Raw genomic sequence first — 18076 nt, 5'->3', positions numbered from 1 at the left:
TTCCCTTCAATTTAAACGCTCAATACGTTTCGCCCCGTATTGATAAACGAAACCGATACTAAATATTATGCTTACGACTAATAAAATTCCCGTCATCATGAAATCTTTCGTCGCAAGTGCAAATATAACTGTAAAGATTATACTCCCGATGATTAGAATCGCATTTAATAAAGTAAGAAAATCTTTCTTCTTTTCATCTACCTTTACTGGATACAAATCAAGCCAAATTTTCATGCGGTGATGTTTCCATAAAGTTAATAGCTGATAACCGATTAAGTATAGGAAAATAAAACTTACGATAAATCGTCCATATAAAAATGGAATGAAGTAAAGAATAACTCCGCCAAGAGCGAGCAGACGCACATATAATCCAAAATAGTTACCTGATCTTAAAAATGTTCTCGTATATAAGTATAAATATGTACGCTTTTCGCCGATTATCGACAGAATGAAATCCAGCCATTTTCGGCGAGATACTCTTTCTTTTAATGCTGGTACATCAACGAACATGTTCGCGATGCGGTACAGCAGCATCATCTTCTTACCTTCTTCAGAAATTAAATACTCCCAGTTTAGCGGCTTTCCTTTGACCATCTGATGCATGATAGCAAGATATAATACCATGAGCAGAACGATTCCGCCAATAACAAGAACTGAATTACGTTCTACAAGGAAATATACAAATAAACCGTTTAAGATAAAACGAATAAACCAATCAGCCCTTTGTATATTTTGATCTGTTAAAAATGATTTTTCCCACGCGACGAATAAATTCCACGCTTTTATAATGACAAATGCGAGGACAATCCATATGTAGCCAGCACCTGTTTGCTTCATTTGTTGGAAGTATAACGGAGCAAGCGCAGCTGCTACGATTGCGATTATGTATAACTGAATCATAAATGTAAAGAGAAATGCCTTTGTGAAATAAGGTTTTAATTTTTCTTCTACTGGCAGTAAGTAAACAAGATCTGCTTCTTTTAATAACGTTTGTATCGATCCGGCCGTTAATACGAGTCCAAGCAACACTGCCATAAAAAGCGCTGTCGGAAACGAAGGTGTTAACGTTTGTAACCATTGCTGGTAATAATACGCTCCTGCGCCGATGATAAATACAAAAATAAATTTCAAATGATCATTAAATACGTATTTACTATATGTACGAACTTCTTTTAGAAAGTGACGAAATCGTTCTTTCCATAATGCTGTGCTATTCATAGTCTTCTTCCTTCGTTAATGCAATATAAATATCATCTAACGTTGCACCCGGCATATTAAACTGTGATTGTAGTTCAGCTAATGTTCCCTTCGCTCTTACTTCACCTTGATGCAGAATAATGAACGAATCACAATAACGCTCTGCCGTCGCTAAAATATGTGTGCTCATTAAAATACCGGCTCCACTCTTTTTCATTTGATCCATCATTTGAAGAAGTGATTGAATCGCTAACGGATCAAGCCCTACGAAAGGTTCGTCCACAATGTAAAGAGATGGTTCCACTAAAAATGCACTCATAATCATTACTTTTTGTTTCATCCCTTTTGAGAAATGAGACGGAAACCATTTCAAACGATTTTTCATGCGAAATTCTTGTAATAGTTGTCCTACACGTTCTTCATATTGTTTTTCATCGACACCGTACGCCATCGCTGTTAGCTTCAAATGTTCTTCTAGCGTTAGCTCATCATATAATACAGGTGTTTCTGGGATGAACGAAAAACTAGAACGGTACGCTGTCATATCATCACGAATTGTTTTCCCATTAATTGTGACAGTTCCTTTTTTCGGTTCCATTAAACCGATAATATGTTTAATCGTCGTACTTTTACCAGCTCCATTTAAACCGATTAAGCCGACAAGTTCGCCTTTATTAACAGAGAACGAAACATCTTTTAATACAGGTCGTTTCGTATATCCTCCTGTAACATTTTCTACACGCAATAACTCGCTCATACGACACCACTTTCTTCATTAGTATTCATTCTATATTCATCTTACCAAAAATTATGCTGTACTACATAGTATCCATGTACTCAAAAAAAAATTTTAAATTTATTAGCATATATTTTCCCGAAAGCGGACATCATAATTAGTGAAGAAGGAACACATTGAAAAAGCAACCACCAATTGATGAGTACAACAACATAGTGAAGTCATCATGAAATGGGGTGTCCATGTTGGACAATGAAATTTACACATAACCAGATTATTTGTTTCATTTTCGAAACGGGGTGTCTCTGAAAGAGCATATACTGTTTTAAAAAATAAACAATTTCATTTTAAAAAAGATTGCAATTCATTTCACTTGAAAATGGGGTGTCTACGGCAGAAACTTTAGCCGATTTACCGTGCATTTCTTAAATAAATGAGGTGTCTGCGAAACGTAAATTACGATAATGCTTTTTCAATCCCTCTTCAGAAAACAGGAAGCTGAGTCAGCTTCCTGTTTTTCGTGTTTGTTCTCTTATGTAATTATGGTAAAATACGGCTAAGGATATTTGAAAGGATGAGATCAATGAATCATACAGCAGACAATTGTATTTTTTGTAAAATCATTGACGGGCAAATCCCTTGCTCAAAAGTATACGAAGATGAACATGTGCTTGCATTTTTAGATATTAGTCAAGTAACAAAAGGACATACTCTTGTTATTCCGAAAGTTCACAAACAAGACATTTTTGCGTTAACGCCAGAAATCGCATCACACATTTTTTCTGTCGTTCCAAAAATCGCAAATGCGATTAAAGCAGAGTTTAATCCAGTTGGCTTTAACCTACTTAACAATAACGGTGAAAAAGCTGGACAAACTGTGTTCCACTTCCACCTTCATTTAATTCCACGCTACGGTGAAAAAGATGGTTTCGGTGCTGTTTGGAAATCACACCAAAATGAATACACTATGGAAAATTTACAAAACATCGCAAGTACAATTGCAAATAGTGTGAAATAATGACACTATAAGAAGGCGTAATACATAACAAGCCACTTCCCTGAAGTCATCAAATTCCGCATGGCTTGTTTCTTCACTTAAAATGCTCAGGGATGATTGTTTGTGCATAGCACATATAAGAAAGATATGCATATTGTTTTACATCATGAATACGAACAAAAAATAAGGAGGTCTCCTTTTATGTCAAAAGCTAAATCCTTTATTACAGGTGTTATTTGCGGGGGAGCAGTTGCTGGACTAGCCGTTCTTTTCTCAACTCCTTCTTCTGGTAAAGACATGCGCGGCAAGTTAAAAGAAAAAGGAAATGATATTAAAAAGACTTTAGCTGATATTACAGCTGATACGAAATTATTAAAGCGTCAAATTGTTGAAACTGCTTCAGAAGGTAAAGAAGTGTTTCAAGAACTAAAAGATGACATGCAAGACACGCTTTCTAACTGGAAACAAGATATTTCTCAAAACAAGCGCCATATTGAGAAAGAAATTTTGGACATCCAAAAGTCAATTGAGAAACTGCAAGAAGCTGTTCCAGAAAAAGCGTAAACAAATTCCTGCTTAGTTTTTTGCATATAACAAATATTTTTTATATAAATTGACCTTGACACGGCATATCGTATAGATATGCCGTGTTTTTATGCATTTACAATATATGTTATCAATTAACATGTAAGGACAACGCATGTATTCATGACTCATAAAACGCTTCCATAGTTATGCATGATTTGTATAGAATGTCATTTTGTTAAAAAATTTTCACAATTCTTACAAAAAGACTTTATTAATTTTTATTTTACTGGCATAATAGATAGTAATGAAAAAGAATGTTAAAGTGGGTGAGTAAATGAAAAGTGGAGAAAAAGATTACTCGGTAAAAGAAGCGATGATTTTCAGCCAACGCATTGCTCAATTATCGAAAGCGTTATGGAAATGTGTAGAGAAAGATTGGCAGCAGTGGATTAAACCTTACGATTTAAATATTAATGAACATCATATTTTAACAATCGCTTATCATTTAAAAGGGGCTTCTATTTCTGAGATTGCTAAGTTTGGAGTTATGCACGTATCAACGGCGTTTAACTTCTCGAAAAAGCTGGAAGAACGCGGCTATCTTGTATTCTCAAAAAAGGAAGATGATAAACGAAATACGTACATTGAAATTACAGACAAAGGGGAAGAATTACTACTTCGCTTAATGGAGGAGTATGATCCTGAAAATAATTCAGTGTTTAATGGGGCTCTTGCACTTCGTAATTTTTATGGGAAGTTCCCAGAAAATATCGAACTGATTGCAATCCTGCGTAATATTTACGGACAAGACTTTATCGATATTTTTGAGAAATCATTAGAAGATATTGAAGAGAACTTTACAGAATCCGATCAAAAGTTAGTTAAGAAATAATCTATTTATTTTTTCGCAATCATGCTTAAGAATTCATTCATAAGCGGCTTAAATAAACCTTGTTTTGCTAGCGCTTCCGCAGTTTCGTGTACTTCGAGCTGATGTGGAAGCGCTTTTTCAAATTTATCTAACAGCGCATCGAACAAAAGAAGCCCTTCTGCTTTCTCCACTACATATTGCTCGTTCAGTTTTTCACAAAGATTTAGTATACGTTCAATATCTTTTTTACGAGCTTTTTTCTTTATGATCAAAGAATAAAATGGACACTTCTCTTCATCAATCATTTTAAATAGTAGGTCTACGTAGTATTCAGCTTGTTCTAATCTTCTAACAACGTCCATTTTCTCCCTCACTTTCTAACACAAAGTCTTCTATTTCTGAATTTTGTAACACGAACAAAATATCGTGTGATACAATATATGTATATGTATTTTAGCCAAAAGGAGGTCTCGCCTCATGACACTTATAACAGTTGTTTTTGTCGCATTCGCACTTCTTGTTATATTTTACACGAATTTCATGACACATACACTGTGTGAACGAAAACAAATAGCTGCGAGCCGCCAGCCCGGTGTCTTTCGGGTTATTAATGTATGTATAACAATTTTATTAATTTCTAGTTATATAGAAATTATATTTCATGGAAAGTGAGGAAGGAAAGCCCCTTCCTCACTTTTTTCCTCTATAAGCAAATTATACCTACAATAACCAATAAAATAAACAGTACAAGTAATAAAATAAGTTGAGAATTCATCCCCATCCCCTCCTCTATTCTGTATATGCGGCATACGCCCAATATGGCACACTTTCAAAATCTGACACGTACTGGTTAATTTTTCTTTATCAATATGAAAACGCGTCGAAATATGATATATTAAATTTTGTACATATTGCTTATACTATAGAACAAAACATTCATCAAAACTTTATCCTCAGCCACGGTAAGCCCTGTTAAGCGCGCTTTACCAATACAAAAAAGCAAAAGTATCAGTGAGACTTAATCGGGCTCTTATGAATTTAAAATTCATCGGTGTAGGATAAATTAAAAATACATAATAGTAGGAGTGTTTATCGAATGAAGAAAGCTATGCTTGCCTTAGCCGCAACAAGTGTAATCGCATTATCAGCATGTGGAACATCATCATCAGACAAAATCGTTACATCTAAAGCTGGTGACATTACAAAAGAAGAGTTCTATGAACAAATGAAAAATTCACCAACTGGTAAACAAACACTAAATAACATGGTTATGGAAAAAGTACTTATTAAAAACTACAAAGTAGATGAAAAAGAAGTAGACAAAAAGTTTGATGAAACGAAAAAACAAGTTGGTGATCAATTCGATACACTATTAAAACAACAAGGCATGAAAGAAGAAACATTTAAAAATACTATCCGTGCCTCATTAGCTCAAGAAAAAGCGATTGAACAAGCAATTACCGATAAAGATGTAAAAGCAAAATTCGAGGATTATAAAAAAGAAGTGAAAGCAAGTCATATCCTTGTAAAAGATGAAGAAACTGCTAAAAAAGTGAAAGATGAACTTGCTCAAGGTAAATCTTTCGAAGAATTAGCAAAACAATACTCTGAAGATACAGGTTCAAAAGAAAAAGGTGGCGACTTAGGATTCTTCGGACCAGGGAAAATGGTAAAAGAATTTGAAGAAGCAGCTCAAAAGTTGAAAAAAGGTGAAGTAAGCGAACCTGTAAAAACACAATTTGGTTACCATATTATTAAAGTAACTGATAATCACGCAGATGCAACTTTCGATAAAGCAAAAGCTGATATTAAAAAATCACTAGCTCAAGAAAAAGTACAAGATGGACAATTCATGAACGACCTTATGATGAAAGAAATCAAAAAAGCTGACGTAAAAGTTGACGATAAAGATTTAAAAGATCTTTTCAAAGAGCCAAAAGCTGACGATAAAAAAGACGAAAAGAAATAATGAAAAGCTCGGGCTAAGCCCGAGCTTTTTTATGTCCCCTCTTCCAGGGGGAAATTGTGTACAGATTGGGTAAATGAAATTACATGATTGACTCTTCGATTCTATAGAAAGGATAACGTCTTTTTCATTTTATGGATAGTGTACAATCTTAGCTAGTTTTACACTATCTTCGTTACCGAAAGTTTATTTTGTCATTCGTTTAACTAAAACCACCTTTTATGCATTTCACTTAAAAACATTTCTGTGATTCTAAATCCTGAACTTTCCCCTATAATAGAGTCAATCCCACAATACGGACAAACTGCTGTGTTATCATCATCCCACCACTCTGTAATTTTTTCTGGATGAAAAATTTCTAAACAATAGAAACAACCACATATAACATCCTTTTCTAAGTGCTTTCTATTACGAGAACAAAAACGATGTGCTTCCTCAAAATATTTTTGCATCAGTATCCCCCTATTCCTGATTGTTGCTATACTTTACTTAGATCATCCTCGGCAAAATTGCAATTATTTCTTACAGAAAAACAAAAAACCCTTGATTCACAATGCGTGGAACCAAGGGTTTATCTCATCATTATTGATTAAATTAAGAAACTATGTTAAATTAGTACAGAAACACGTTTTCTAAAATAAACAGAACGTATTTATCCGTATCTTAATTGTACAACAAAACCTTTCTTCAGTCAACCTCTATTTTTCACTTTTAAAGGAGTGCTTACGTATGAACAAAAAACTTGATCTAGAGCAAAAACGATTGGATACCGTAATCGAAACGATTACGCAGCAAATTGATAAGCTGGAAAACGAAACTGGCAGACGCCGGGCAGAAGTAATCAACATCCGTAAACACTTCTGGGATGACGTTAAAGTGAATACAGATACTTTTGATGATTACCTTGAAACAGTTATCAACTTAAGACAACAAGCTCAGTCACTAGCTGTTACACAAATCACCCATAAACACACCTTTAATCGACTTGCCGCGCTGCGACGTATGCAAAAAGCACCTTACTTCGGACGCATCGATTTTACTGAAGAAGGCGAACCTGCCGCAGAACAAATCTATATCGGTGTTTCTACCCTTACTGATGCAAGCGGAGAAAACTTTCTTATTTATGACTGGCGCGCCCCAATTTCAAGTGTTTATTACGACTATCCACCAGGACCGGCTGAATACAACACACCAGGCGGCGTAATTCGCGGTAATGTGGAGAAAAAATTACAATACATTATTCAAAATGGCGAGATTGATTCCATGTTCGATACGAGCCTCACAATCGGTGATGAAATTCTGCAACAAGCCCTCGGAAAAGGTACAAACAAACATATGCAGAGCATCGTCGCTACGATTCAGCGTGAGCAAAATGAAATTATCCGTCACGATGAAGGCCGACTCCTTATCGTTCAAGGAGCTGCTGGTAGTGGTAAAACATCAGCTGCCCTGCAGCGAATCGCCTACTTACTATATAAATATCGCGAATGGCTAAAAGCGGATCAAATTATTCTCTTCTCCCCAAACTCTATGTTCAATAGCTACGTATCTAACGTACTACCTGAACTCGGTGAAGAAAATATGCAGCAAGTTACATTCCAAGAGTATTTAAATCATAGACTAAGTAAGTCATTTGATGTTGAAGACCCTTATGAGCAATTGGAATATATGTTAACTGAAACGAATAGCCCTACCTATAAAACGAGAAATGCGAGCATCCGATTTAAAGCATCCACTCAATTTTTCGAGATGATTAGAGCGTACAGACAATCTCTTGAAACTTCAGGCATGCTATTTAGAGGAATGAAATTTAGAGGAAAACTGATTGCCTCTGCTAAAGAAATTACAGAGCAATTTTACAATACCGACTCCTCCCTCCGCTTCCATAGTCGAATTGAGAAGTTAACGGATTGGCTAAATAAGCAAATAGATGCACTTGAAAAAGCAGAACTAAAAAAGCCTTGGGTAGAAGAAGAAATTGAATTACTTAGTAAAGATGAATATCAAAAGGCTTATAAATACTTGCAGAAAAAAGGCGAGTTTGACGACAACTCTTTTAATGATTATGAGAAAGAAACGAAAGTCCTGGGACGTATGATTGTCCGCAAAAAATTGAAGCCGCTTCGTAAAGGCGTTCAAACACTGCGCTTCATCAATTTCACAGGAATCTATAAACAACTCTTCACAGACGCATCATGGGTTACTGGAGAAAAACCGAAAGAATGGGATGACATTTGCTCTCTAACGGTGAACATGCTTGATGAAGGAAAGCTATATTACGAGGATGCGACTCCATTTTTACTTTTAAAAGAATTAATTGAAGGCTTCCAAACGAACAGATCGATTAAACACGTACTCGTAGATGAAGCACAAGATTACTCTCCGTTCCAGTTCGAGTTTTTAAAACGTCTCTTCCCTGCCGCAAGAATGACGGTACTCGGAGACTTTAACCAAGCGATATTTGCCCATGCGAGTGAGGCCGTGAATTTCAATACACTTACTAGCTTATACGGACCAGATGAAACGAACGGTATTAACTTAACTCGTAGCTACCGCTCAACAAAACCGATTATTGAATTTACACGTGCTCTCGTACCGGAAGGGAAGAACATTCACGCCTTTGAACGCGACGGCGAGAAACCTACAGTAACGAAAGTAGCTAACCACAACGAACTACACGAACATATTACTGCTAAAGTTGCTGCACTACAAACAGAGCAGCACAATACGATCGCAATCATCTGTAAATCCGCAGCTGAAAGCGCCGCTGCCTACGAAGCACTTAGTCATATCGAGAATATTAAACTTGTGAAAAGTAACTCAGCCGAGTATGAGCAAGGCATTGTCGTGATCCCTGCTTACTTAGCGAAAGGTATCGAATTTGATGCCGTTATTATTTACGATGCTTCTAAAGATGTGTACAGTGATGAGAGCGTTCGTAGATTGTTCTATACTGCTTGTACGCGTGCAATGCATGAATTGCAACTTTATAGCGTTGGCGAGGTTAGTCCTTTTATACTTGGGGCTGATTCGGAGAGTTTTGAACTTATTACACCTTGATAACAATCAAGGTGTTTCTTTTTTGTGCAGGATTTACACCTTCAAAGTAGAATATATCATTTTAGAAAAAAACAAGGAGTGGAAACATGAATCATTATTTCATTGCTATTTATGACGGTGAATTTCCTGCCGAAAAATTACATACCATTTTACAATCTAATCAAACTTTTACTAACCTAAACGTCCGCACCATTTCAATCTCCTCACCAAGACCTTTCACATTATTAGTTGGCGAAGAACATCGTGCACTCACAACTGGACTTACAGACAAATACCACTCATTAACGAAAGAGTTGCAAACACTTGAGCAGCAAGAAAAGTACTACTATGTATACGATTATAAAATTAGAAAGAACATCGAGAATCCTATCCAAAAATGCTTTCCATTCGCACAAATCCATATAAGTGTTACGAAATTCCATCAAATGATTCAAAAAGTAAAAGACTTAAAACGACCTGTATTTGCAGGTTATAACATCGTCTCTCATGATGCAGACATACTTACGATTGATGTACTTCTTTCTTCACCTTTACTAGATCCTAACACTTCCGAAAAAGATGCGGAAGAATACTCTTATTTACAGCAACTAACTGAATCAATCTCTCGTTCTGAATTATGTATTTCTGTTAAAGAGAGTGCACTTATTTAAACACGAAAAGAGGGTTATTTATCATAACCCTCTTCTACTATCTATTTCCGTTTGTACTTGATCATAATAATGAATTCTTTTATATGCAACTTATATAAGTATCAAGGTGTTTTTCTAATTCTGAATGAAATACCCTTACGTCTATATACACTCAGCACAATCCCCATTATAAGCGCATGAAATACAGTCGGCGTTAATCCATAACTAATAAAAGGTAAGGATATAGCAGCAAGCGGCAATAATCCTAGTATCATTCCAACATTATAAATGAACTGGAATACAAAAAGAGTCAATCCACCAACGAGCAGCAATTTACCGTACCGATCATTTATTTTATAAGAGATGACTATTAATCTTGCTACAAAAAGAGAAAGAACAAAGACAAGAATTAACGCAAGCCAATACCCATAATAGTAAGTCAAACTTGCAAATACAAAATCAGTATCCGGAGCAGGGATGAATTTTGTATCTCCAGATGTACCAAACCAACCTGCTGATGACATTACCTCTTTTAATCGTATATACATAAATCCTGCGCCACCTGCATCACTCTCAGGATTTAAATACCCTAAAAGTCTATCTAAGTGGTATCCTGAAGACCATGATACGGATACCTTGATAACAAATAAACAAATAGGTACAATCGTAATAATCAACGACGTTTTCTTTCCTAGCTTACTCCACCAAAGCATAACGAATACCATCGTAATATAGATAAAAATTGACGAAAGGGTGGATACAATCAAAAATAAATACAAAGAAAATAAATATAAAACCACAAGATGTATAATCTTTAACCTACTATCATTAAAAAAAGAAGCCCAAGCTAGAAAAAAGAAAGGCACTGCCATTAGACAGTCAATTGCAATTGGGCCGATTTGTATTAACGATTCTCCAATCATTGAAGCGTTTGGAAAACAGTATAGCATTAACAGGACAACTACTCCGATTATATAAAACAACCATCCCATTCTCTCTAATTTCCGATAATCAAGTAACATCATTCCAATCGCTGTTACAACACCGAGAATAACAAATATCACCTTATTTATTATTACATCATTCGTATATCCAAAAACTAAAACCGGCAAAAACCCTAACCCCATAGCAGCCACTAATAAAATAAGTAAGAACCAATCAACCTTTGGCTTATGCAGTTTGTTAAGTTCTTGTCCCAATTTAATTGGACTTCCCATTTGTTCAACGGCCTTATCTTCAGCAACTTCCTCACTTAAGCCTTTCTCTATCCACATATTCTTCGCCTGTCTTAAGTGAAAATCTAGTTCAGTTGCTACAAAGCTCTTTGCTTCTTTTGATTTAATATGGTTCGTAACTTCGCTTACAAAACGATCCCCTCTTTTATTCAATTTCGCCTCACTCCTGTACTAAGCCTTTTAATATAAATTGTACCTTCGTAGTATTTTTTTCTGCCTTTCGCAGCATCTTGTTTCCTTTATCATTTAATTGATAATATTTAGCTCCTGCGTGATCCCAGCTAGATTGGATAAAGCGATTCTGTTCTAAACGATGTAATAAAGTATATAGAGACCCTTCATCACCTTCGAATTTTTGAATCCCTCTCCCTCTTAGCAACTGCATCAATTCATAACCTGTTTTTTCATTCATAAGAAGTTGTAACACTGCTAAAAGGATATCTTCTTCCTTTTCGGACGATTGCTTAATTTTTTCGCGCACCTGCTTCTGGTGTTGATCAGAAAAACTCAAATGTTTAAACGTTGTGTTCTCCATTGATTTTCGCAAGCCTTTTAATCGGTCTTCCATTTGATTATTCCTCCAATCCTTTCTTCAAAAGCTCCTTCGCTTTTTTCAGTCTCGTTTTTATCGTGTTTTCCTTTACGTCTATTACCGTAGCAATCTCTTTAATTGATAATTCTTCATAATAAAATAGATAAATGACTTCTCGATATTTTATCGGTAAACTCATTACCGCAGAAGCCAACCTACTATCCTCAGCATTTTGAATAACTGTTTGTTCCACACTTTCTTTTTGACTCTCCATATACGTAAAGTCATCCTCTGTCACGATAACTTTTTTGTTATACCAACTTTTTAAATAGTCCTTACAATGATTGATTGCAATTCTCCATAACCATGTTTTCAAATTCGAATTCCCTTTATATGTATGAAGGGATTTATAGCATTTCACAAATATATCTTGCGTTAAATCCTCCGCAACCTCTTTATTATTCACATACGAATACACAAGCTGCAGGACTTCTTGTCCATACTTGTTCATTATTTCGTCGATAAGATCCTCCTTATCTTCTATTTCAAACGCTTCTATCGTTAATTCATCCACATCATTTCCTCCTTCCCATATATTAGACGACGCACTGTATGGAAAAGTTTTATAAATGTATAAAAAAATACGATTGGCAATCACATTTTTTATAAAGCACTTCCTCAGTAAATTACATATAATAAACCGAATAGTCGTTACAATGCGTTCACCTAAAGAGCGTCTTTCTCCCAAGGCGCTCCTTAAGTTTACAATAAGGATTTTGTCTTAGTTTTATATCATCAAGATTCCCCTCATCGCTAAATTAAAAAGAGAACCGATTTAATCGAGTCCTCCTTCTTTCTAACGCTCACTTAAAAAATCTAATATATCATGGCCATACAAAGATGAATCGATAATATCAAAACTAATATATTCTTCATACAAGTGTAGTATTTAAACTTCTATACATAACGCAATTGCATGAAAACCTTAACTTGTAGGAAACTCATAAACAGGTTATATATGATAAACCACAATTTACACAACCACCATTTAAAACTAGAACTTTTTATCCATATGTCTTGTTCCCTATTTTAAAACATAATACAATTAAAATGTAACTTAATAAGCTATAACTAGTAGGTGTGGCAATCATCTCTTCCATTTTGAAAAAAAGGGGGGAGGTGATAATATGATCGCGATGTTTGTAATTAAATTAGTGTATGGTATCCTAACCGGAGCTGGCGTTGTCATCGGTAGAAGATACGTCGGTCCATGGCTAATTTCTGTATACAAAAAAGCGAGAACCACCCTGCTTCGTGGAAAAGGTAAGGGCGGTTCTCGGCTAAAACGTTAATGTAATTGTCTTATAACCGCACCTACTACCACCACAATAGCAAGTTAGGTTACAAAGGCAGAAGTTTCTCAGGCTTCTGTCTTTTTTATTTTATGCAAAATTCACACTAAATACTCTATCATCATTGTAACACATTTTATTTATTTTTAGTCAAGAGAAAAAATCACCTAAAGGCTCCCCTTCAGGTGGTTCTCTATTTTACGCTAACGCAGCTGCCTGCTCTTGTTGATCTAGACTTTTTCTAGTTCAGCTGTGCCGCTCTCATCATTTATAGCACCAATAAAGACGGATTATGGACCCGCTTCATAACAGTAGGATTAAACAAGGAACAACACCTATTACGAATATAAAAAATCCTCTCACTACATAGTACCTATGTTTTCAGCGATACTCTATTACCATCAAATTAAATTTGTATAATTTAAACTACAGAATAGCGAGCTAATTTTCAAATATCTTCTTTCGCATAACCCTAAATTTATTATCCAGTTGCATTATGCTTATAAATAAAAGATATCCTACCGACGCACCGAGCATATTTATAGCAATCCGCCACACATCAAAAACATCAGACAAAGTTAGTAAATGTAATATCTCCCAAACAAGAAAGGTCATAACATACCACTTACGAGCTTTCTTATAGTTAGTCACTTTATTAATCAGCACTGGAACGAAAAATCCGAATGGAACTACTAATATTATATGTTGTAAAACGCTTAACCAATAAGTTGAGTTTCCCCAAGGACCTGGATGTGCAATAAAATCTTTAACTTGCCAAAGTGTTATTCCAAAAAGTTGTAATAACGTTTCTAAATCAGATATATGTAAAAATTGCTGCCAAAATTCAATGGGATGATAGACAGTCCCACCACCTGTCAAACTGCGAACAGAGTCAAATGTAGAAGTTGAAATAAACGTTCCTAAAAAGACAATAAAACAAATGATTATATAAGGAATACATAAAACTTTTGATAACACCTTTAATGGCCTAGGAACTTCGTATACCGATTTATTAATCTCTACGCCAATAACTTTTGATTCTCCAAAACTTTGAATCGCTTTATAAATCGCTTCTTTTTCATTCATACCTTGTTCCATATATTCTTCTTTCAAGCTGTTCAAGTGATCATACATTTCTAGAAATAACTCATCCTGTTCAATATCACTAAGTTCTGAATAGGCTAAAATAGACTTAATATACTCATCAAATTCACTCATAAATAACTCCTTTCTGACAAGCTTGAATTAATGCTGTTACACTCTCCCAAGAGTTCACTTTCTTCTGCAATTCTTTTTTCCCTTTATCTGTAATAGTATAGAATTTCCTTTTCATCCCATTCTCAGATTCATTCCAATAAGATTCAAGAAACTCCTTTTTCTCTAATCTCTTTAAAGCAGGGTACAAAGTTCCCTGTCCCATACTATACAAATCTTCACTTGCATCCTTTAAACTTTGAGCTATTTCGTATCCGTATGTATCACGTTTTGCAATGATAGAAAGTAATAAAATATCTATACTTCCCTTCAAGATTTCTTTGTCCAACAATACCACCACCTTATATACATAGTATAACAACATATGTCGTTATACAACACAGTTAGAAAAATAACCCATAAAAAAACCACCTAAAGGCTCCCCTTCAGGTGGTTCTCTATTTTATGCTAACGCAGCTGCCTGTTCTTGTTGATCTACAGGAATTACAGCGTCTGTTAGTGCTTTTTCTAGTTCAGCTGTATATTTCATTTGTTCTTCTTTGCTCCAGCCTAGTTTCGCAGCCATGTAGTTGATTACTGCTTCTTTCCACTCGTATACCCAGTGGATGTTGAAGAATACAGCGCCTCTGCGGCGTACGAAGAAGTCAACTGGTTTTGCTGTCATTTCGTAATCCATTGCGTATACAAGTGGGATTAGAACTTCAAGCGGCATGTTGTATTCTTTCGCTTCTTCTTTATGTTTTTTCGCTAAGTCGAACAGTACATCAACGTTAGAGCCGTAGAATTTCGCGAACTCTTCTGCTTGTACTTTCGTTAAACCAGATTTTGTACCTTCGTCTGCTTTTTTCGCAACAAATGCTGGGAATCCGTGTGAACCATCTACATGTCCACCAGAGATTGGCATATGTTTCGTATCGCTCTTCGGATATGCGCTATGACCTTCTTTTTGTAGTAAGTTCGTTACGTAATCTACTACCATTTCAGCCATTTTACGGTATCCTGTTAATTTACCACCTGCGATTGTAATTAAACCAGATTCAGAAGTCCAAATTTCATCTTTACGAGAAATTTCAGATGCATTCTTACCTTCTTCATAAATTAACGGACGTACACCAGCCCAGCTTGATTCAATGTCTTTCTCTGTAATTTTCACGCTTGGGAACATGTAGTTAATCGCATTAATGATGTATGTGCGATCTTCTGTTGTCATTTGTGGTACAGCTGCGTCTTTATCATAGAACGTATCTGTTGTACCTACGTATGTTTTTCCTCCGCGAGGAATCGCGAACACCATACGTTTATCTGGTGTATCGAAGTAAATCGCTTGCCCGAGTGGGAAACGTTTTTGATCAATTACTAAGTGAACACCTTTTGATAACTGAAGTACTTTTCCTTTTTTCGAGTTATCTTTTTCACGAAGTGTATCTACCCAAGGACCAGCTGCGTTTACAATTTTCTTACCGTAAACTTCATATACTTCACCGTCTAGTAAATCGATTACACGTACACCGCATACTTTTCCATCTTTATATAAGAAACTGTCTACTTTTGCGTAGTTAACAGCTTTCGCGCCATGCTCAATTGCTTCTTTCATTACTTCAATTGTAAGACGCGCATCGTCTGTACGATATTCTACGTAGTAACCGCCGCCTTTTAATCCTTCTTTTTTTACAAGAGGCTCTTTGTTTAGCGTTTCTTCACGGTTAAACATCTTTCTGCGCTCGCTTCGTTTTACACCTGCTAAGAAGTCGTATACACGAAGACCAATTGATGTACTAAATGATCCGAACGTACCGCCTGTATGGAACGGAAGTAACATCCACTCTGGTGTTGTTACATGGGGACCGTTCTCATATACGATCGCACGCTCTTTACCCACCTCTGCTACCATTTTCACTTCAAGTTGTTTTAAATAACGTAGACCACCGTGTACAAGCTTCGTTGAACGACTTGATGTACCTGCTGCAAAGTCCTGCATTTCAAACACAATTGTTGATAACCCGCGTGTTGCTCCATCTAATGCAATACCAGAACCAGTAATACCTCCACCAATTACGATCACATCTAACTCTTGTTTATTTACTCCGTTTAATACGTCTTTACGTTGTTTACTTGAAAATTTCATGGTAATTCCTCCCTTTGATAACGAAAAAAGAGACCACAAACTCCGCTATAGATTTCGCCTCTATAGCGCGTTGTGGTCTCTCCAAATCTCCTACCGAATTATTAACTTGTCACCATTATAACACTGTTTATGATTATTTGAAAGCTTTTGTTGCTTCAATTGCCTTTTTCCATCCAGCATACAGCTCTTCGCTTGTTTCCGCTTCCATCGTTGGTTCAAAGCGTTTGTCCATATGCCACTGTGATTTAATTTCATCTTGGTTTTTCCAATATCCAACCGCAAGACCAGCTAAGTATGCTGCACCTAGAGCCGTTGTTTCGTTGATCACTGGACGCTCTACAGGAACATCTAGAATATCACTTTGGAACTTCATTAAGAAGTTATTTTTAACCGCTCCGCCATCAACACGTAATGTGTTCAGTTCAATACCTGAATCTGCTTCCATTGCACATAATACATCTTTCGTTTGGTAAGCTAAAGATTCTAGCGTTGCACGAATGAAATGCTCTTTCGTCGTACCGCGTGTTACACCAAACATAGCGCCGCGTACTTCACTATCCCAGTAAGGTGTTCCTAGTCCAACGAACGCTGGTACAATGTATACACCGTCAGTTGATTCAACGCGAGAAGCATATACTTCACTCTCACTTGCATCTTTAAACATGCGCATTCCGTCACGTAACCACTGAATTGCAGAACCTGCTACGAAAATACTTCCTTCTAATGCGTAGTTTACTTTACCATCTATTCCCCATGCAATTGTTGTTAATAGACCGTGCTCAGAAGCTACTGCTTTTTCACCTGTGTTCATTAACATAAAGCAACCCGTTCCGTAAGTGTTCTTCGCCATACCTTCACCGAAACAAGCTTGTCCAAATAATGCTGCTTGCTGGTCACCAGCTACACCTGCAATCGGTACATTTTGACCGAAGAAGTGGTAATCAATTGTTTCTCCATATATTTCAGATGATGGACGTACTTCTGGAAGCATACTCTTTGGTATTGTTAACATGTCTAGAAGCTCATCATCCCACTGTAAGTCGTGAATGTTAAACATTAACGTACGTGATGCGTTTGAATAATCTGTTACGTGTGCTTTACCACCAGATAGTTTCCATACAAGCCATGAATCAATTGTTCCGAATAATAGATCCCCGTTTTCTGCTTTCTCTCTTGCACCTTCAACGTTATCTAAAATCCACTTTACTTTCGTTCCAGAGAAGTATGCATCAATTAAAAGACCTGTTTTTTCGCGAACAATTTCGCTATAACCTTTTTCTTTTAACTCATCACAAATTTCAGCTGTTTGGCGAGATTGCCATACGATTGCGTTGTAAATTGGTTTACTAGTTGTTTTATCCCATACAACCGTTGTTTCACGTTGGTTCGTAATACCGATACCAGCGATTTGTTCTGGTTTTACATCTGCTTCGCTTAAGCAAGTTGCGATAACTGCTAAAATAGATCCCCAAATTTCTTGTGCATTATGCTCTACCCAGCCTGGCTTTGGAAAATGTTGTGTAAACTCTTTTTGAGCTGAATGAACAATTTCACCTTTTTTATTGAATAAAATTGCACGTGAGCTTGTTGTTCCTTGGTCTAATGAAAGAATATATTTTTTCATATCGGTTTC

Annotated in this window: 19 protein-coding genes; 8 read left to right on the top strand and 11 right to left on the bottom strand. The window is 36.1% G+C overall.

The window, feature by feature from the left end; genetic code table 11:
- Positions 1–6: 6 nt before the first annotated feature.
- Positions 7–1218 carry an ABC transporter permease EcsB gene (ecsB, locus tag IBT51_RS20660; RefSeq protein ID WP_200458619.1) on the bottom strand — a complete coding sequence of 404 codons (1212 nt, stop codon included), beginning with the start codon at positions 1216–1218 and terminating at the stop codon, positions 7–9.
- The gene (ecsA, locus tag IBT51_RS20655) at positions 1211–1954 is read right to left on the bottom strand and encodes an ABC transporter ATP-binding protein EcsA (protein WP_053565078.1); all 744 of its coding nucleotides are present in this window, start codon (positions 1952–1954) and stop codon (positions 1211–1213) included. The genes ecsB and ecsA overlap by 8 nt, the downstream gene beginning before the upstream one ends.
- A 562-nt stretch (positions 1955–2516) precedes the next feature.
- Between ecsA and IBT51_RS20650 the strand changes: the two genes are divergently transcribed.
- The 3 genes from IBT51_RS20650 to IBT51_RS20640 all read left to right on the top strand — a co-directional run bounded on the left by IBT51_RS20650 (position 2517) and on the right by IBT51_RS20640 (position 4350).
- A complete protein-coding gene (locus tag IBT51_RS20650) occupies positions 2517–2951 on the top strand; it encodes an HIT family protein (RefSeq protein ID WP_001016835.1) in 435 nt (144 codons plus the stop codon).
- A gap of 180 nt (positions 2952–3131) precedes the next feature.
- Positions 3132–3494, top strand: a complete 363-nt coding sequence (locus tag IBT51_RS20645) for a YtxH domain-containing protein (RefSeq protein WP_000030302.1) — start codon at positions 3132–3134, stop codon at positions 3492–3494.
- A gap of 298 nt (positions 3495–3792) precedes the next feature.
- A complete protein-coding gene (locus IBT51_RS20640; RefSeq protein WP_000834924.1) occupies positions 3793–4350 on the top strand; it encodes an HTH-type transcriptional regulator Hpr in 558 nt (185 codons plus the stop codon).
- A 5-nt stretch (positions 4351–4355) separates the two neighbouring features.
- Here the strand turns inward: IBT51_RS20640 and IBT51_RS20635 are convergent, their stop codons facing one another.
- On the bottom strand, positions 4356–4691 hold the full coding sequence (locus IBT51_RS20635) for a DUF1878 family protein (protein ID WP_064532789.1): 336 nt from the start codon (positions 4689–4691) through the stop codon (positions 4356–4358).
- A 115-nt stretch (positions 4692–4806) separates the two neighbouring features.
- On the opposite strand from IBT51_RS20635, the gene IBT51_RS20630 reads away from it, so the two are divergent.
- Together IBT51_RS20630 and prsA are read left to right on the top strand one after the other, a co-directional pair.
- Entirely contained in the window at positions 4807–5001 is a 195-nt protein-coding gene (locus tag IBT51_RS20630) for a hypothetical protein (RefSeq protein WP_000172690.1), read from the top strand.
- A 424-nt stretch (positions 5002–5425) separates the two neighbouring features.
- Entirely contained in the window at positions 5426–6298 is an 873-nt protein-coding gene (prsA, locus tag IBT51_RS20625) for a peptidylprolyl isomerase PrsA (RefSeq protein ID WP_064532786.1), read from the top strand.
- Between the two features lie 203 nt (positions 6299–6501).
- Here prsA and IBT51_RS20620 read toward each other — a convergent pair whose 3' ends face one another.
- Complete coding sequence (locus IBT51_RS20620) at positions 6502–6747, bottom strand: cytoplasmic protein (protein ID WP_069355163.1); 246 nt, start codon at positions 6745–6747, stop codon at positions 6502–6504.
- Between the two features lie 277 nt (positions 6748–7024).
- Here IBT51_RS20620 and helD point away from each other — a divergent pair, with 277 nt between their 5' ends.
- A complete protein-coding gene (gene helD / locus IBT51_RS20615) occupies positions 7025–9355 on the top strand; it encodes an RNA polymerase recycling motor HelD (RefSeq protein ID WP_200458620.1) in 2331 nt (776 codons plus the stop codon).
- A gap of 86 nt (positions 9356–9441) precedes the next feature.
- On the top strand, positions 9442–10005 hold the full coding sequence (locus tag IBT51_RS20610) for a hypothetical protein (protein ID WP_053565080.1): 564 nt from the start codon (positions 9442–9444) through the stop codon (positions 10003–10005).
- A gap of 101 nt (positions 10006–10106) precedes the next feature.
- Here the strand turns inward: IBT51_RS20610 and IBT51_RS20605 are convergent, their stop codons facing one another.
- The 3 genes from IBT51_RS20605 to IBT51_RS20595 are packed head-to-tail and all read right to left on the bottom strand — an operon-like array spanning position 10107 to position 12325.
- Complete coding sequence (locus IBT51_RS20605) at positions 10107–11372, bottom strand: FtsW/RodA/SpoVE family cell cycle protein (RefSeq protein ID WP_088022075.1); 1266 nt, start codon at positions 11370–11372, stop codon at positions 10107–10109.
- A gap of 7 nt (positions 11373–11379) precedes the next feature.
- Complete coding sequence (locus IBT51_RS20600) at positions 11380–11787, bottom strand: PadR family transcriptional regulator (RefSeq protein WP_088022076.1); 408 nt, start codon at positions 11785–11787, stop codon at positions 11380–11382.
- Between the two features lie 4 nt (positions 11788–11791).
- Positions 11792–12325 carry a sigma-70 family RNA polymerase sigma factor gene (locus IBT51_RS20595; protein ID WP_200458621.1) on the bottom strand — a complete coding sequence of 178 codons (534 nt, stop codon included), beginning with the start codon at positions 12323–12325 and terminating at the stop codon, positions 11792–11794.
- Positions 12326–12938: 613 nt separating this feature from the next.
- Here IBT51_RS20595 and IBT51_RS20590 point away from each other — a divergent pair.
- A complete protein-coding gene (locus IBT51_RS20590) occupies positions 12939–13103 on the top strand; it encodes a hypothetical protein (protein ID WP_000561154.1) in 165 nt (54 codons plus the stop codon).
- Between the two features lie 441 nt (positions 13104–13544).
- On the opposite strand, the gene IBT51_RS20585 is transcribed toward IBT51_RS20590, so the two are convergent.
- The 4 genes from IBT51_RS20585 to glpK all read right to left on the bottom strand — a co-directional run bounded on the left by IBT51_RS20585 (position 13545) and on the right by glpK (position 18067).
- Complete coding sequence (locus IBT51_RS20585; RefSeq protein WP_200458622.1) at positions 13545–14321, bottom strand: VanZ family protein; 777 nt, start codon at positions 14319–14321, stop codon at positions 13545–13547.
- Positions 14314–14646: a PadR family transcriptional regulator gene (locus tag IBT51_RS20580; RefSeq protein WP_000356630.1), complete on the bottom strand. Its 333-nt coding sequence runs from the start codon at positions 14644–14646 to the stop codon at positions 14314–14316. Before IBT51_RS20580 ends, IBT51_RS20585 begins: the two co-directional genes overlap by 8 nt.
- 114 nt (positions 14647–14760) lie before the next feature.
- Positions 14761–16443 carry an aerobic glycerol-3-phosphate dehydrogenase gene (gene glpD / locus IBT51_RS20575; RefSeq protein WP_000672829.1) on the bottom strand — a complete coding sequence of 561 codons (1683 nt, stop codon included), beginning with the start codon at positions 16441–16443 and terminating at the stop codon, positions 14761–14763.
- A 133-nt stretch (positions 16444–16576) separates the two neighbouring features.
- Positions 16577–18067 (bottom strand): glycerol kinase GlpK, encoded by a 1491-nt coding sequence (glpK, locus tag IBT51_RS20570; protein ID WP_088022079.1) that lies wholly within the window; start codon positions 18065–18067, stop codon positions 16577–16579.
- Positions 18068–18076: the final 9 nt, after the last annotated feature.

It is taken from the genome of Bacillus sp. S71 (assembly GCF_016625265.1).
Classification (GTDB): Bacteria; Bacillota; Bacilli; order Bacillales; family Bacillaceae_G; genus Bacillus_A; species Bacillus_A cereus.
The sequence above is the reverse complement of the archived record's forward strand: the minus strand, read 5'-3'. Positions and strand labels throughout refer to the sequence as shown.

Bases quoted from the DNA above. Each gene is read 5' to 3' on its own strand.
- ecsB (WP_200458619.1), bottom strand. From the start codon at position 1,218: ATGAATAGCACAGCATTATGGAAAGAACGATTTCGTCACTTTCTAAAA.
- ecsA (WP_053565078.1), bottom strand. From the start codon at position 1,954: ATGAGCGAGTTATTGCGTGTAGAAAATGTTACAGGAGGATATACGAAA.
- IBT51_RS20650 (WP_001016835.1), top strand. From the start codon at position 2,517: ATGAATCATACAGCAGACAATTGTATTTTTTGTAAAATCATTGACGGG.
- IBT51_RS20645 (WP_000030302.1), top strand. From the start codon at position 3,132: ATGTCAAAAGCTAAATCCTTTATTACAGGTGTTATTTGCGGGGGAGCA.
- IBT51_RS20640 (WP_000834924.1), top strand. From the start codon at position 3,793: ATGAAAAGTGGAGAAAAAGATTACTCGGTAAAAGAAGCGATGATTTTC.
- IBT51_RS20635 (WP_064532789.1), bottom strand. From the start codon at position 4,691: ATGGACGTTGTTAGAAGATTAGAACAAGCTGAATACTACGTAGACCTA.
- IBT51_RS20630 (WP_000172690.1), top strand. From the start codon at position 4,807: ATGACACTTATAACAGTTGTTTTTGTCGCATTCGCACTTCTTGTTATA.
- prsA (WP_064532786.1), top strand. From the start codon at position 5,426: ATGAAGAAAGCTATGCTTGCCTTAGCCGCAACAAGTGTAATCGCATTA.
- IBT51_RS20620 (WP_069355163.1), bottom strand. From the start codon at position 6,747: ATGCAAAAATATTTTGAGGAAGCACATCGTTTTTGTTCTCGTAATAGA.
- helD (WP_200458620.1), top strand. From the start codon at position 7,025: ATGAACAAAAAACTTGATCTAGAGCAAAAACGATTGGATACCGTAATC.
- IBT51_RS20610 (WP_053565080.1), top strand. From the start codon at position 9,442: ATGAATCATTATTTCATTGCTATTTATGACGGTGAATTTCCTGCCGAA.
- IBT51_RS20600 (WP_088022076.1), bottom strand. From the start codon at position 11,787: ATGGAAGACCGATTAAAAGGCTTGCGAAAATCAATGGAGAACACAACG.
- IBT51_RS20590 (WP_000561154.1), top strand. From the start codon at position 12,939: ATGATCGCGATGTTTGTAATTAAATTAGTGTATGGTATCCTAACCGGA.
- IBT51_RS20585 (WP_200458622.1), bottom strand. From the start codon at position 14,321: ATGAGTGAATTTGATGAGTATATTAAGTCTATTTTAGCCTATTCAGAA.
- glpD (WP_000672829.1), bottom strand. From the start codon at position 16,443: ATGAAATTTTCAAGTAAACAACGTAAAGACGTATTAAACGGAGTAAAT.
- glpK (WP_088022079.1), bottom strand. From the start codon at position 18,067: ATGAAAAAATATATTCTTTCATTAGACCAAGGAACAACAAGCTCACGT.